Genomic DNA, 15,273 nt, shown 5'->3' on the forward strand with positions numbered 1-15,273 from the left:
GGGCGATTTACCGATTAATTCGCTGCAGTTCGCAATGGATTGTTCTGCAGATGGAACGATGACATGAATATCGATGCACATAACCTGAACGACCTGATGTACTTCTCGCAGGTCGTCGAGCATGGCGGCTTCTCGGCTGCCGAACGCGTGCTGGGGATCTCGAAATCGCGCCTGTCGCGGCGCCTGACGGAGCTCGAGGCGGCGCTCGGCGTGCGGCTGCTGCAGCGCTCGACCCGCAAGCTCGCGCTGACCGAGGCGGGGGAACTGTTCTACCAGCATTGCCAGGCGATGCTGGCCGAAGCGCAGGCCGCGATGAACGCGGTGCAGCAACTGCGCGCATCGCCGCGCGGCTCCGTGCGGGTCAGCGTGCCGGTCACGCTGTCGCAGACGATGCTGTCGCGCATCCTGCCCGAATTCCTGCACCGCTACCCGGAAGTGAAGGTCCACATTCGTGTGACGAACCGTGTGATCGACCTGTTCGAGGACTCGATCGACGTCGCGCTGCGCGTGCGCTCCGAGCCGCCGCAAAACGCGAACATCGTCGTGCGGCCGCTGTGGCGCACCGAGCAGATGCTGGTCGGCGCGCCGAGCCTGCTGAGCCAGAATGCGCCGCCGCTCGTGCCGGACGACCTCGCCCATTTCGAGACGCTCGACACGCCGAGCGTCGACGGCCGCCACGTGTTCAACCTGATCGCACCGGACGGCACGCGCCATGTGCACGAACACGATCCGCGCCTCGTGACCGCCGACCTGATGACGATCCGCGAGGCGGTGCTCGACGGCCTCGGGATCGCCGCGCTGCCGGAGATGATGTACGGCAACGCGCTGCGCGCCGGGCAGCTGTCGCCGGTGATGCCGGGCTGGACGCTGCCGGTGCCGCAACTGTATGCGGTGTTCGTGTCGCGCCAGGGGATGCCGCCGGCGGTGCGTGCGTTCGTCGACTATCTGGTCGAGAAGCTCGACCATGGCGAATACCAGCAGCCGGGCTGCCCGGAACGCGCGAAGAAAGAGGCGGCCGAAGGCGCATCGGCCGACTGATCACGGACCTTCAAGTACTGCAAATTTGTTTTGTCATTGAAGCGTCGCCTGCAATCGCAAGTTTCAATCGGGGAAGCCTTGAATGCGCGGGCGGGCGGGCCTATATTGGAATCCCATTTCGCGAAGGATGTTCTGAGCGGAGTACGGTGGCCGCATATGTTGCGAGCCAGATAGGGCAGAAAGCGCAGTCCGTGCAGACCACGGTAGCCGCATTTGCGTTGCTCGAGGCGCAACCGATACCGCCGAAGAGCCCGCCGCCCGAAGGCGCCCGCGTGCGCATGAAAAAAGGCCTTCATCTGGCGATGAAGGCCTTTTACTTTGTGTGCGTTCTGGCGCGCGTTACTTCGCTTTCGCCTTCGGCTCAGTCACGAAGCCGAGCTTCGTCAGGCCGCCGGCCTGCGCATCCGACATCACTTCGGCAACCCGCTCGTACGCCACCTTGCGGTCCGCGCGCAGGTGCAACTCGGGTTGCGGCTTGCGTTGCGCGGCCTCGGCGATGCGTGCCTGCAGCTGTTCGCGCGTGACCGCGTGATCGTCCCACAGGATCGAGCCGTCGCCCTGGATCGCGACATCGACTGTTTGCGGCTTGTCTTCGACCGGCTGGCTGCTTGCGTGCGGCAGGTCGATCTTCACCGCATGCTGCATCGCCGGGATCGTCACCAGGAAAATAATCAGGAGTACGAGCATGACGTCGACGAGCGGCGTCATGTTGATCTCGCTCATCACGCCATCGTCGTCATCGTCGCTGAAACCGGTGTTCATTGCCATCGTTCACCCCGCTTCAGCTAGCGCGGGCCGCGAGACGCAGGCCGTCGCGGGTCGACGACGATGCGAGGCGCGCGCCCGTCACGAAGTAGGCGTGCAGGCCGTGCGCGAAGCGGCGCAGCTTGCTGACGACGCCCTTGTTCGCACGCGTGAGCGCGTTGTAGCCGAGCACCGCGGGAATCGCGACGAACAGGCCGAAGGCCGTCATGATCAGCGATTCGCCGACCGGGCCCGCGACCTGGTCGATCGACGTCTGGCCGGTTGCGCCGATCACGAGCAGCGCGTGGTAGATGCCCCAGACCGTGCCGAACAGGCCGACGAACGGCGCGGTGCTGCCGATCGACGCGAGGATCGCGAGGCCGCTCTGCATGCGCGAGATGCCTTCGTCCATCGTGTCCTTCAGGCAGCGCGTGACCCAGTCGGACACGTCCATCCGGTCGTGCAGGTGCGGTTGCGTCTGATGATGATGGTCGGCGGCTTCCTTGCCGGAGAGCGCGAGCGCGAGGAACGGGTTGTCGGCCGGCGTCGATGCCGCGAGGCCGAGCTTCTTGATGCCGTCGTCGAAATCGTCCGAATGCCAGAACGCCTGTTCCGCGTTCTTAGTGAGACGGTTCAGGCGGATCACGTTCCAGCCCTTGATGACGATCACCATCCACGACAGGATCGACATCACGAGGAGCGCGATCGCAATGGCGCGCGTGACGAAATCACCTTGCGCCCAGACGTGCGCGATACCGTAGCTTTGCATTTTTCTTCCTTTTGGATATTCCGGATGAGGCAGTGTTAGTCGGTGAGCCCGAAGTTGTAGGGCTGGGTACGGGCGGCGCGGATCGCCTGCCCGTTCTCGATGTAAGGACGGCACGTCGTGGCGCGCATCGCGGCAAGCGCAGCCTCGTCGAGGCGCGGATAGCCGCTGCTCTTCTGCAGGTCGATGCTTTCGATCTTGCCCGTCACGCCGACGACGAAATGCACGTAGGCGGTGCCCGATTCGCCGCGGCGGCGCGACATCGACGGATAGTCGGGTTTCACGAACGCGCATTGCAGTGTCGGGACATTCTTCGGCGCGCTGACTTCCATCGTCTCGCGCGCGGGCCCGGCCGCGGCCGACGGCGCGGCTGCAGCCGGCGCGGCGGCTGCCGTTGGCGTCGGCTCGGCCGCGGGGGCGGGCGTCGGCGACGGCACCGGCGAAGGCGCGACCGGCTGCGGCGTGGGTTTCGACACCTTCTGCACCGGCTTCGGCTCGACCTTCGGCTTCACGCGCGGCGTGGGCTTCGGCGGGGCCGGCTGCGGGATCGACTCGGCGGCGACCTGCTGCGCGATCGGCGCGGGCGTGATCAGCTGCGCGGTGATCGACTGGACCTCGACGGATTTCTCGGGCAGCGCGTTGCGATGGAGCCAGGCCGCCGTCAGCAGGACCGCGTGCACGGCGACCACGCCGACCGCGGCAGCGATGACTCGGGGATTCATACGGGGGGCAGCCGGCCAGGCGCCGGCTGGAGCGGAATGCGAAGCCTGCATGTTAGCTAGAAAGAACGGCGCTGCCCGCGGAGGGCAGCGGGGTGACGTGCCATCACTTGCGGAAGATCAACAACGAGATGCACACGGTGGTAACGAATCCGATCAGCAATTCCATGACAGGCTCCTGGGCAGGTAAGCCGTTGGCTCGCGCTGATGCTGGGCTTGCTGACGGGCGAAAAACAAAAAATGCGGCCTGGGCCGCACGCACACTCGACGCCGGTCAGGCCGCCTTGCGCTCGTAGAACGACACGGGAACCGGATGCGCGTGGTGCTCGACGCCGCACCGGCTCGCGCAGACGCCTTGCTCCGCCATGAGGTCGCGCACGGACTCCTCGCACTTGCCGCAGCAGGTGGCCACGCCGAGTTCGAACTGGAGTTCATCGAACGTATCCACGCCTTCCGCGAGGGACGCGCGAATCGTGCGATCGGAAACAGACTTGCACACGCAGACGATCATGATGAGTGCGATAGCTAACGTTAATGCGAATTATTATCATTAAATTCGCGGACGTTGACAAGCCTGATTCCGGCTTTTTTGTAACAAAACCAGACCCTTAGAGGGGTTACTGCGCGGCTGGGCGGCTGGCGGCCGGTGTCAGGCGGCCGCGCGTGCGTGCGCGTTCGGCGAGGAAATGGTGACGGATTCGACCGGCACATCGAGACCGAGCAGGGTCGCCGCGAGCGCGCGCAGCTGGTGGCCGTCGCTCGTCGAGCAGAAGCGCGGCGGCGCGGCACGCGTGCCGGCCGGCGCGCGCAGGCCGCGTTCGTCGAGCACCCGGGCGAGCTGGCGGGCGATGGCGTCGCTCGTGTCGACGATCGTCAGGCGGTCGCCAACAAGGTCACGAATCGTTTCGATGAAGAACGGGTAGTGCGTGCAGCCGAGCACCAGCGTATCGGCGCCGTCATCGAGCATCGGCTGCAGGTAGCTGTCGAGCAGCGCGCGCAGCGCGGGCGAATTCGTGTCGCCGCGTTCGATCGCCTCGACGAGCCCGTGGCCCGGTTGGCAGATGAAGCGGCGGCCGGCGCCATAGCGATCGAGCAGCGCCTGGAAGCGCGGGCTGTTCAGCGTCGATTGCGTGGCGAGGACGCCCGCGATGCCGCTCGCGGACACGGCAACAGCCGGCTTGATGCCCGGCTCGACGCCGACGAGCGGCATCGGCAGGCGTTCGCGGATGGCCGCGATCGCGCGCGCCGTGGCGGTGTTGCATGCGACGACGAGCGCTTTCGCGCCCTCGCGCGCGAGCCATTCGCCAATTGCCAGCGTGCGCTCGGTAATGAACGCCTCGTCGCGCGGGCCATACGGCGCATGGTGCGAATCGGCGACGTAGACGAATGATTCGTCGGGCAACTGCGCGCGCACGGCGCGCAGCACCGACAGTCCGCCCAGCCCGGAATCGAAGATGCCGATGGGTGCGGCCGCAACGGCCGTCGTGGAGATAACGGAAGGCGTCGACATGATCGGGCGGCGTGCGATAGCGGGGAAGGGCGGGAGCGGATCGACCCAGGCTTACTCGGGCGAGCCCATCATCGTCTGGTGGTAGTTCTGGATGCCGACCTTGCCGATCAGGTCGATCTGCGTTTCCAGCCAGTCGATGTGTTCTTCGGTGTCGTCGAGGATCTTCTCGAAGATCTCGCGCGACACGTAGTCGCGAACCGACTCGCAATACGCGATCGCTTCCTTGCAGGTCGCCTGGGAGATCTGCTCGAGCTTCAGGTCGCACTTCAGGATCTCTTCGGTCTCCTCGCCAACGAGCAGCTTGTGCAGATCCTGCAGGTTCGGCAGGCCGTCGAGCATGAACACGCGCTCGATGAGCCAGTCCGCATGCTTCATCTCGCCGATCGACTCGTCGTATTCGTGCTTGCCGAGCTTCTCGAGGCCCCAGTGCTTGTACATGCGCGCATGCAGGAAGTACTGGTTGATCGCCGTCAGCTCGTTCTTCAACTGGGCGTTCAGGTATTCGATGACTTTCTTGTCGCCTTGCATGGCTTGTTTCCTTCTTGATGGTGGGGCTTCAGATCCCGAACGATAATCGCTCGAAAGCGAAATGCCAAGTTTCCCGCGCTCGTCCGAACGGCCAACGCAGCGGGATGAGAATGAGAAGCAAAAAGGCCGGACAGGTGTCCGGCCTTTCGAGCACTCGCGCTTACGCTGCGGCGACCGGGATCTTGCCGATCTTCGCCTGCCACTCCTTCGGACCGGTCTGGTGAACCGACGTGCCCGACGAATCGACAGCAACCGTTACCGGCATGTCCTGCACGTCGAACTCGTAGATCGCTTCCATGCCGAGGTCTTCGAACGCCAGCACCTTCGCGCCGCGGATCGCCTTCGACACGAGGTACGCCGCGCCGCCGACCGCCATCAGGTAGGCCGCCTTGTGCTTCTTGATCGCCTCGATCGCGACGGGGCCGCGCTCGGCCTTGCCGACCATCGAGATGAGGCCCGTTTGCGCGAGCATCGTCTCGGTGAACTTGTCCATGCGGGTGGCCGTCGTCGGGCCGGCCGGGCCGACGACTTCGTCACGCACCGGGTCGACCGGGCCGACGTAGTAGATCACGCGGTTCGTGAAGTCGACCGGCAGCTTCTCGCCCTTCGCGAGCATGTCGGCGATGCGCTTGTGCGCGGCGTCGCGGCCCGTGAGCATCTTGCCCGACAGCAGCAGCGTCTGGCCCGGCGTCCAGCTTGCGACTTCTTCCGGCGTCAGCGTGTTCAGGTCGACGCGCTTGCTGGTTTCCGTGTTCGGCTCCCAGTTGACCTTCGGCCATGCGTCGAGCGACGGCGCCTCGAGCTTCGCCGGGCCCGAGCCGTCGAGCACGAAGTGCGCGTGGCGGGTGGCCGCGCAGTTCGGGATCATCGCGACCGGCTTCGATGCCGCATGCGTCGGCGCGGCCATGATCTTCACGTCGAGCACGGTCGCGAGGCCGCCGAGGCCCTGTGCGCCGATGCCCAGCGCGTTGACCTTCTCGTGCAGCTCGACGCGCAGTTCCTCGACCCAGTCCTTCGGGCCGCGCGCGATGATCTCCTGGATGTCGATCGGCTCCATCAGCGATTCCTTCGCCATCACCATCGCCTTCTCGGCGGTGCCGCCGATGCCGATGCCGAGCATGCCCGGCGGGCACCAGCCCGCACCCATCGTCGGCACGGTCTTCAGCACCCAGTCGACGATCGAATCCGACGGGTTCAGCATCACGAACTTCGACTTGTTCTCCGAGCCGCCGCCCTTCGCCGCGACCTGCACGTCGACCTTGTCGCCCGGCACGATCTCGTAGTGGATCACCGCCGGCGTGTTGTCCTTCGTGTTCTTGCGGCCGCCTTCGGGCGGGTTCACGATCGACGCGCGCAGCACGTTGTCCGGATGCGTGTAGCCGCGGCGCACGCCTTCGTTGATCATGTCGGTGAGGCCCATCGTCGCGCCGTCCCAGCGCACGTCCATGCCGACCTTCACGAACACCGTGACGATCCCCGTGTCCTGGCAGATCGGGCGCTTACCTTCCGCGCACATGCGGCTGTTCGTGAGGATCTGTGCGATCGCGTCCTTCGCGGCCGGGCTCTCTTCCAGCTCGTACGCGCGGCCGAGGGCCTGGATGTAGTCGAGCGGGTGGTAGTAGCTGATGTACTGCAGCGAATCCGCGATGCTCTGGATCAGGTCTTCCTGTTTGATGACGGTCATGGCTGAGACTCTGTGGGGACTGTGGGGAATACGGTTATGCGTTGACGGCGGGTTCGACCGATTTGCGGGACGCGGCCGGCGCGGGCGCATGCGTCTCGTGGAAATGGGCCGGGTGCGTGTGGGTCGTCAGGCGGTCGACCCACGCCATCACGAGCGCCGACACGAGGAACGACACGTGGATCAGCACCTGCCACATGATCGCGTGCGTGCTGTGCTGGTCGGGGTTGATGAAGGTCTTCAGCAGGTGGATCGACGAAATGCTGATCAGCGCCATCGACAGCTTGACCTTCAGCACGCCCGCGTTGACGTGGTCGAGCCATTCGGGCTCGTCCGGGTGGCCCTCGATGCCGAGCCGCGACACGAATGTCTCGTAGCCGCCGATGATCACCATGATCAGCAGGTTCGAGATCATCACCACGTCGATCAGGCCGAGCACCGCGAGCATCACGCCGATCTCGTCGAGGCTGGCCGCGTGCGACAGCAGGTGCCAGACCTCGTGCAGGAACAGGAACGCGTAGACGCCTTGCGCGACGATCAGGCCGAGATACAGCGGCACCTGGAGCCAGCGGCTCATGAAGATCAGGGCGGGCAGCGGGCGCAACGGGCGGGCGGCGCGACGGCCAGACGAATGCGGGTCGGTCGGCGAGGCTGACATGGTGGAACGGGCGCGGGTATCGGGGGCAGTAATCTTGGAAAAGCGCGCTATTGTAGCGCGTCGGCCCGCATGGCTGCAGCGATGCGCCCCGCGGCCGGACGGGGCGCCGGGGACGGATCAGGGCGCGACGGGCGGCGTGTGCTTCACGCGCAGGCTCGCAAGCACGATGCCCGTGACGACGCACGCGAGCGCGACGCCGTGCGCGAGCGTCGGGCGCTCGCCGAGGAACGCGATCCCGTAGACGGCCGCGGCGACCGGCAGTACCGCGCTGAACACGCCGGCGAGGCTGCCCGGCACGTGCCGGATGCCCTTCATCCACATCCAGAACGAGAAGATGCTGGCCGACAGGCCATACCAGACGACGAGCGCCCAGATGTTCGACGGCACGCTCGCGTAATCGAAATGCCACATCGCGCCGGCGCCGAGCGGCAGCATCAGCAGCAGGCCGAACAGGTGCGTGTACGCGCAGATGTCGATCGGCGCGAGCGTCTGCGTGAGGCGGCGCGACAGGATCACGTAGATCGATTCGCAGCACACCGCGCCGAGTATCAGCAGGTTGCCCGTCAGCGAACCGGCCGATGCGTCCGCGGCCATCGCGCTGCCGTTCGCGACGTTGATCGTCACGACGCCGACGATCGCGAGCGCGATCGACACGAGCGCACGGCCGTTCGGTTTTTCGCGCAGGAACAGCCACGCGAACAGCGCGACGACGGCGGGGATCGTGCTCGTGATGACGCCGGCCGCGACCGCGCTCGTGCGCTGCACGCCGTTCAGCATCAGCAGCGTAAACATGAAGGTGCCGAAGAATGCCTGCAGGAACAGGTTCAGCCATTCGGCGCGCTTGACCGCGCGCATCTTGACCGGACGGAACAGCGGCCACAGCACGGCGATCGCGATCACGAAGCGCAGCGTGGCGAGAATGGCGACGGGGACGAACGCGACGATCGATTTGCCGATGCCGACGTTGCTGCCGACGAGCAGCATCGACGCGATGAGGAAAAGTGCGTAGCGATTCAAGCTGGAATCCGGAAGGCGAAGTCAGTTAGGATTGTAGGGTCGCGGTCGAAACAGCGCAAAGCGAGCCGCCCGGTGTGCCGCCGGCGGCGCCGCGTAAGTGACGGGTAAGTTCAGGCGCTTATCGTGGAAGCTGTCGGATCATGCCGCCGCCGTCGTGCGGCGTGGTGCGGTGCAACATCGCATGCGGCCCCCGGTGGGTGTGTGCGGGTGGTAGGAGACAGCGGCGCGCATGCGCCGGCCAAGACGCGGCGTGCACGACACGCGCCGGCAATCAGAGGATTCATGTTCACCAAGGGGTAGTCGATGTCTGCGATTGAATCGGTTCTTCACGAAAGCCGCCAGTTTGCGCCGCCCGAGGCGCTCGTGAAGGCGGCGGCCATTTCCGGCATGCAAGCCTATCGTGCGCTTGCCGACGAGGCCGAGCGTGATTACGAAGGATTCTGGGGGCGCCATGCCCGCGAGACGCTCGCGTGGCACAAGCCGTTCACGAAGGTGCTCGACGAGTCCGATGCGCCGTTCTACAAGTGGTTCGAAGACGGCGAGCTCAACGCGTCCTACAACTGCCTCGATCGCCACGTCGCCGCCGGCAACGGCGAGCGCGTCGCGGTGATCTTCGAAGCGGACGACGGCACCGTCACCCGCGTCACCTACGCCGACTTGCTCGCGCGCGTCGCGCGCTTCGCGAACGCGCTGAAGAAGCGCGGCATCGCCAAGGGCGATCGCGTCGTGATCTACATGCCGATGTCGGTCGAGGCGATCGTCGCGATGCAGGCCTGCGCGCGCATCGGCGCGACGCACTCGGTGGTGTTCGGCGGTTTCTCGGCGAAGTCGCTGAACGAACGGCTCGTCGACGTCGGCGCGAGCGCGCTCGTCACCGCCGACGAGCAATTGCGCGGCGGCAAGACGCTGCCGCTCAAGAGCATCGCCGACGAGGCGCTCGCGATGGGCGGGTGCGACGCCGTGAAGAGCGTGATCGTCTATCGCCGCACCGGCGGCAAGATCGACTGGCACGCGGATCGCGACCTGTGGATGCACGAACTGACGGCGGGTGAAGCCGATACCTGCGCGCCGGAATGGGTCGGCGCCGAGCATCCGCTGTTCATCCTGTATACGTCGGGCTCGACCGGCAAGCCGAAGGGCGTGCAGCACAGCACCGGCGGCTATCTGCTGTGGGCCGCGCAGACGATGAAGTGGGCGTTCGACTGGAAGCCGGAAGACGTGTTCTGGTGTACCGCGGACATCGGCTGGATCACCGGCCACACGTACATCACGTACGGCCCGCTCGCGTGCGGCGCGACGCAGATCGTGTTCGAAGGCGTGCCGACCTATCCGGACGCCGGGCGCTTCTGGAAGATGATCGCGGATCACAAGGTCAGCGTGTTCTATACCGCGCCGACCGCGATCCGCTCGCTGATCAAGGCGGCCGAGGCCGACGACAAGGTCCATCCGAAGAGCTACGACCTGTCGAGCCTGCGCATCATCGGCACCGTCGGCGAGCCGATCAACCCCGAAGCGTGGATGTGGTACCACAAGCACGTCGGCCAGGAGCGCTGCCCGATCGTCGATACGTGGTGGCAGACCGAAACCGGCGGCCACATGATCTCGCCGCTGCCGGGCGCGACGCCGACCGTGCCCGGTTCGTGCACGCTGCCGCTGCCGGGCATCATGGCGGCCGTCGTCGACGAGACCGGCCAGGACGTGCCGGACGGGCAGGGCGGGATCCTGGTCGTCAAGCGTCCGTGGCCGTCGATGATCCGCACGATCTGGGGCGACCCGGAGCGCTTCAAGAAGAGCTACTACCCCGACGAACTCGGCGGCCGGCTGTACCTCGCCGGCGACGGCACCGTGCGCGACAAGGAGACCGGCTACTTCACGATCATGGGCCGGATCGACGACGTGCTGAACGTGTCGGGCCACCGGCTCGGCACGATGGAGATCGAGTCGGCGCTGGTCGCGCACGAGCTCGTGGCCGAGGCGGCCGTGGTCGGCCGGCCGGACGAGACGACCGGCGAGGCCGTCGTGGCGTTCGTCGTGCTCAAGCGTGCGCGCCCGGAAGGCGAAGAGGCCGCGAAGCTCGCGAAGGAACTGCGCGACTGGGTCGGCAAGCAGATCGGGCCGATCGCGAAGCCGAAGGACATCCGCTTCGGCGACAACCTGCCGAAGACGCGTTCCGGGAAGATCATGCGACGCCTGCTGCGTTCGCTCGCGAAGGGCGAGGCGATCACGCAGGACACGTCCACGCTCGAGAACCCGGCGATCCTCGACCAGCTCGCCGAAGCGCGCTGAGTTCGCGCGTCGCGGCATGCACCCCTGCGCGGCAATCCCGATTGCCCGCGCAGGGGCTTCGCTGCCACACCTGCGCATGACCGCTCCGTCCCGTCCCGCACCTGCTGCGCCGCCGCCCGTGCCCGCGCCGCTCGCGCGCGCGCATGCGCGCTACTGGCGCTTCAACGTCGTGCTGATCGCCGTGCTGATGGCGACCGGCTTCTCGGTGTCGTTCGTCGTGCCGTTCTTCGCGCCCGCGCTCGCGGGCGTGCGCTTTGCCGGATTCAGCCTGCCGTTCTATGTCGGCGCGCAAGGCGCGATCCTCGTCTACCTCGTGCTGATCGTCGTCTACATCGGGCTGATGCAGCGCGCGGACCGCATCCTGCGCCGCGCATACGACGACTACGCGGCGCAAGCCGCCGCCGCACGCACCGGGCGCTGACGCATGCTGACGCGTCGCCTGATCCGCGCGTATGCGCTGTATACACTCGGCTTCCTCGGCTTCGTGCTGCTGCTGTGGCGGATCGAGCGCGCGGCCGGTTCCGGCGTGTGGATCGGCTACGTGTTCCTGTTCGTGCCGATCGCCGTCTATGCGGTGATCGGGCTGCTGTCGCGCACGTCCGACCTCGTCGAGTATTACGTCGCCGGGCGGCGCGTGCCGTCCGCGTTCAACGGGATGGCGACCGCCGCCGACTGGCTGTCGGCCGCGTCGTTCATCGGCCTCGCCGGGTCGCTGTACGCGACCGGCTACGATGCGCTCGCCTACCTGATGGGCTGGACCGGCGGCTTCTGCCTCGTCGCGTTCCTGCTGGCGCCGTACGTGCGCAAGCTCGCCCGCTACACGATTCCCGATTTCCTCGGCACGCGCTTCTCGAGCACCGCGGTGCGCGCGCTCGCGGCCGGCGCGGCGATCCTGTGCTCGTTCGTCTACCTGGTCGCGCAGATCCAGGGGATCGGGCTGATCGCGACGCGCTTCATCGGCGTCGATTTCGCGATCGGCATCTTCTGCGGGCTCGCGGGCATTCTCGTGTGCTCGTTCCTCGGCGGGATGCGCGCGGTCACGTGGACGCAGGTCGCGCAGTACATCATCCTGATCAGCGCGATCCTGATTCCCGTGTCGCTGATCGCGGTGAAGAACGGGCTCGGGCCGGTGCCGCAGTTCAATTACGGACAGCTGATGGAACGCGTGGCCGCGCTCGAAGCGCAGGTGCGCGATGCGCGCGACGAACAGCAGGTGCGCGACGCGTATCGCCGGCGGGCCGGATACATCCAGACGCAGCTCGACCGGTTGCCGGCTTCCTATGCGGACGCGCGCCGGCAGCTCGTCGAGCAGCTCGCCGAGCTGCGGCGCCACAACGGGCCGCTGCGCGAGATCAACCAGCGCGAGCGGGAGCTCGCCGACTTCCCGCGCGATCCCGCGGCGGCGCGGGTGGTGTGGACGCAGGCCCGCGACGAGCTGCTCGCGCGCGCGGAGCCGCCGGTGCCGATGCACGAACCGTTTCCCGCCGCGAGCGAGGACGAGCGCAAGCCGCGCGAGCGGAATTTCCTCGCGCTGCTGCTGTGCCTGTCGCTCGGCACCGCGAGCTTGCCGCATATCCTGACGCGCTACAACACGACGACGTCGGTCGCGTCCGCGCGGCGCTCGGTCGGGTGGACGCTGTTCTTCATCGCGCTGTTCTATCTGAGCGTGCCGGTGCTCGCGGTGATGATCAAGTACGAGATCCTCGCGAACCTGGTCGGGCGGCCGTTCGCGGAGCTGCCGGCGTGGGTCACGCAGTGGCATCACTTCGAGCCGGATCTGATCAGCGTCGTCGACGAGGTGCGCGACGGGATCGTGCACTGGTCCGAGATCCAGATGCAGCCGGACATGGTCGTGCTGGCCGCGCCCGAGATCGCCGGGCTGCCGTACGTGGTGTCGGGGCTGATCGCCGCGGGCGCGCTCGCGGCCGCGCTGTCGACCGCGGACGGGCTGCTGCTGACGATCGCGAACGCGTTGTCGCACGACGTGTACTACCACATGGTCGCGCCCGACGCGACCAGCCAGCGGCGCGTGACGATCTCGAAGGTGCTGCTGCTCGGGGTCGCGCTGTTCGCATCGTATGTGGCGTCGCTGAACACGGGAAAGATCCTGTTCCTGGTGGGCGCGGCGTTTTCGCTGGCGGCGTCGAGCTTCTTCCCGGTGCTCGTGCTGGGCGTGTTCTGGAAGCGCACGACGACGCGCGGCGCGATCGCGGGCATGGTGACGGGGCTCGCGGTGTGCGTGTACTACATCGTGTCGACGTATCCGTTCTTCGCGCAGCTGACCGGTTTTGCCGGGCCGATGTGGTTCGGGATCGAACCGATCAGCTCCGGCGTGTTCGGCGTGCCGGCGGGGTTTGCCGTGGCGATCGTCGTCAGCCTGCTCGACCGCCGGCCGGACGACTACACGCGTGCGCTGGTCGACTACATTCGTCATCCGTGACGGCGGGGTGAAGAGGGAGTGGCGGGGCGGCGCAAGAGTTTGCTATACTCTCGCTCTTCCGGAGAGATGGATGAGTGGTTTAAGTCGCACGCCTGGAAAGCGTGTATAGGTGAAAGCCTATCGGGGGTTCGAATCCCCCTCTCTCCGCCAGATTTTATTCCGAGCCGGTTCGACGGCGTTCGGAAGCATGACAGGAAGCCCGTGCACGCAAGGTGTCACGGGTTTTTTTTCGTCCATAGGACTCTGGGAGTTCGTTGCAATCTGGAATGACGGGGTGGTGGGGTGGTGGTCGCCGTCGCCAACGGTTTGGCCACCCGTAACCACGCTGCCAATATCCTGCTCGGCGACATCCTCGTTTCATACAAGAAGCAGAATTATGCGCGCTTGGATGTCAATGAATTGCCAGCGCTGCTGCGGCAAATCTAGGTCTGCCAGGGGAGATTGGACTTGAATTTGACTGGTCCGATCAATGCGCAAGGGCTTCGGATGACATTCGGCTCGGCCAAAGGGATCAAAATTCCGGGGGAATGAGCCGCGTATAAGGAGTAGCCGCTGAATCAGGCGTATGCGCGGCAGAGCACATCGGATGCGAGACGACAAAGAGTTGCGTTATTAACGAAACAAATGCGTTAATGGGGCGAGTCGTGAAAATTTATCGGTCAGATTTCGGTGGAAAATATCGCCACCCCGAATTAATTGTTGCGATCAATGATGATTTGGATATGGACGTGAATTTCCTGTTCGAGTATCTCGCGAGCGAGGTTCGGCGCGGCGCAAGATTTGGCGCGGGACAGACAGTGCAAGTTGGCTGTATGATTTTGATGTTCAAGGCGAACCGGCAGGGAGGCCTTGAGCTTTGGCAGCCCGATTTTCAATCGATGTCGATCGAGAGGGTTTTCAGTCTGAATAGAACGATGTGGCATTTTCATACAGAAAGAGGTCTGCGCGCAGATTGGTGCCGAGGCAGACTTTCCGTCGCTCTTGCAGTCAGGCTTTGCATCGCAGGCCTTTCTGTCAGGTCTCGAATTCAGCATGAGTCGAGAGTCGACGAACGATGCGGATTCCGGCTGGCTGTTCGCGAAATATGACGACCAGAGTGTCGAGAGCAAGTACTGCTCGTTATACGAGATTGCGGTTAATAATCCAAGGGTGATTCCTTCTTTTGCATTGCTGACGGATGTTGTTGTTCAAAGTTCGTCAAATGGTCTTGAGGTTCGCATTGGGAGCGGGGCAATTGATTCCTGCGGGAGCGATTTCTTGCGGAGGCTCGATGCGAGCTGGTTGTCCGGCGGCGATGAGGTCGTTTGACATTGGGAATTCTTCACCGATCTAGATGCGTCGCTCGAAAGCGGCGAAGTGGCCGATTGGCTCGTTTGAGCCAGACGGGTTGTCGGGCTGATCCGCGAGGTCCCCAGGTGTGCCGAGCTGATCGAGCGTGGGCGCTAGTCCTGCGCAATGTGACGGTTGTGTGCTGGCGGCGCGCAAAAGTCTGAGCATCATCTTCGACCGACACGAATGTGACGCATTCCGACGATGACCAACGGGCGTGGGCTGCACGGACGGCCGCATGACCGGCCGGTTCCGCTACCGGCTTACGCTCGGGCGCAGCGAGGACCGCTTGTAGCCCGGCGTAGAAATCCGACGACAAATTTTTGCCGATCCATATTGCAGGTATCGACGTGCCGTCAACGCGAAATCGGACCGTGGCAGTGGCGATGTAGCATTGCAGCCGCTCACGATTCGTCGTCGGATGACTCTGCATCCGATCAAGTGATCGATGCGAAGCGTTCTCGCAACATTCAAATCGAATTTCGTTGATAATTGCGATCGGACGAATCCGAAAAGTAAATACTCGTGCGAATCGCTGGGGGGGCGGTTGTTGACGC

The 15,273-nt window shown here is 65.2% G+C and carries 15 protein-coding genes and 1 tRNA gene; 7 read left to right on the forward strand and 9 right to left on the reverse strand.

The window, feature by feature from the left end:
- Positions 1–63: 63 nt before the first annotated feature.
- Positions 64–1,038: a LysR family transcriptional regulator gene (locus ABFO07_RS07490; protein ID WP_059809814.1), complete on the forward strand. Its 975-nt coding sequence runs from the start codon at positions 64–66 to the stop codon at positions 1,036–1,038.
- A gap of 339 nt (positions 1,039–1,377) precedes the next feature.
- Here ABFO07_RS07490 and ABFO07_RS07495 read toward each other — a convergent pair whose 3' ends face one another.
- The 9 genes from ABFO07_RS07495 to ABFO07_RS07535 form a co-directional block, all read right to left on the reverse strand.
- Entirely contained in the window at positions 1,378–1,806 is a 429-nt protein-coding gene (locus tag ABFO07_RS07495) for an ExbD/TolR family protein (RefSeq protein ID WP_059567681.1), read from the reverse strand.
- A 13-nt stretch (positions 1,807–1,819) separates the two neighbouring features.
- Positions 1,820–2,551: a MotA/TolQ/ExbB proton channel family protein gene (locus tag ABFO07_RS07500; protein WP_059567679.1), complete on the reverse strand. Its 732-nt coding sequence runs from the start codon at positions 2,549–2,551 to the stop codon at positions 1,820–1,822.
- A gap of 35 nt (positions 2,552–2,586) precedes the next feature.
- Positions 2,587–3,321 (reverse strand): energy transducer TonB, encoded by a 735-nt coding sequence (locus tag ABFO07_RS07505; protein ID WP_059567677.1) that lies wholly within the window; start codon positions 3,319–3,321, stop codon positions 2,587–2,589.
- Between the two features lie 220 nt (positions 3,322–3,541).
- Entirely contained in the window at positions 3,542–3,778 is a 237-nt protein-coding gene (locus tag ABFO07_RS07510; RefSeq protein WP_017331683.1) for a (2Fe-2S)-binding protein, read from the reverse strand.
- 138 nt (positions 3,779–3,916) lie between these two features.
- Complete coding sequence (murI, locus tag ABFO07_RS07515; protein ID WP_347468588.1) at positions 3,917–4,777, reverse strand: glutamate racemase; 861 nt, start codon at positions 4,775–4,777, stop codon at positions 3,917–3,919.
- Positions 4,778–4,828: 51 nt separating this feature from the next.
- A complete protein-coding gene (gene bfr / locus ABFO07_RS07520) occupies positions 4,829–5,305 on the reverse strand; it encodes a bacterioferritin (protein WP_059567672.1) in 477 nt (158 codons plus the stop codon).
- A gap of 160 nt (positions 5,306–5,465) precedes the next feature.
- Positions 5,466–6,989, reverse strand: coding sequence for a fumarate hydratase (locus ABFO07_RS07525; protein WP_059567671.1), 1,524 nt, complete (start codon positions 6,987–6,989; stop codon positions 5,466–5,468).
- A gap of 34 nt (positions 6,990–7,023) precedes the next feature.
- Positions 7,024–7,644, reverse strand: a complete 621-nt coding sequence (locus ABFO07_RS07530; protein WP_059567669.1) for a TIGR00645 family protein — start codon at positions 7,642–7,644, stop codon at positions 7,024–7,026.
- Between the two features lie 117 nt (positions 7,645–7,761).
- Positions 7,762–8,661, reverse strand: a complete 900-nt coding sequence (locus ABFO07_RS07535; protein ID WP_059992949.1) for a DMT family transporter — start codon at positions 8,659–8,661, stop codon at positions 7,762–7,764.
- A 303-nt stretch (positions 8,662–8,964) separates the two neighbouring features.
- Here ABFO07_RS07535 and acs point away from each other — a divergent pair, with 303 nt between their 5' ends.
- The 6 genes from acs to ABFO07_RS07565 all read left to right on the forward strand — a co-directional run bounded on the left by acs (position 8,965) and on the right by ABFO07_RS07565 (position 14,695).
- The gene (gene acs, locus ABFO07_RS07540) at positions 8,965–10,947 is read left to right on the forward strand and encodes an acetate--CoA ligase (protein WP_059567666.1); all 1,983 of its coding nucleotides are present in this window, start codon (positions 8,965–8,967) and stop codon (positions 10,945–10,947) included.
- Between the two features lie 76 nt (positions 10,948–11,023).
- Positions 11,024–11,368: a DUF4212 domain-containing protein gene (locus ABFO07_RS07545; protein WP_059984406.1), complete on the forward strand. Its 345-nt coding sequence runs from the start codon at positions 11,024–11,026 to the stop codon at positions 11,366–11,368.
- A 3-nt stretch (positions 11,369–11,371) separates the two neighbouring features.
- A complete protein-coding gene (locus tag ABFO07_RS07550) occupies positions 11,372–13,387 on the forward strand; it encodes a sodium:solute symporter family protein (protein WP_059878828.1) in 2,016 nt (671 codons plus the stop codon).
- A gap of 60 nt (positions 13,388–13,447) precedes the next feature.
- Positions 13,448–13,537 (forward strand) — tRNA-Ser (locus ABFO07_RS07555).
- Between the two features lie 132 nt (positions 13,538–13,669).
- Entirely contained in the window at positions 13,670–13,813 is a 144-nt protein-coding gene (locus ABFO07_RS07560; protein ID WP_196486792.1) for a hypothetical protein, read from the forward strand.
- 606 nt (positions 13,814–14,419) lie between these two features.
- Positions 14,420–14,695, forward strand: a complete 276-nt coding sequence (locus tag ABFO07_RS07565) for a hypothetical protein (protein WP_347468589.1) — start codon at positions 14,420–14,422, stop codon at positions 14,693–14,695.
- Positions 14,696–15,273 lie beyond the last annotated feature (578 nt).

This window comes from Burkholderia stagnalis (assembly GCF_039848545.1).
Taxonomy (GTDB): Bacteria; Pseudomonadota; Gammaproteobacteria; order Burkholderiales; family Burkholderiaceae; genus Burkholderia; species Burkholderia stagnalis.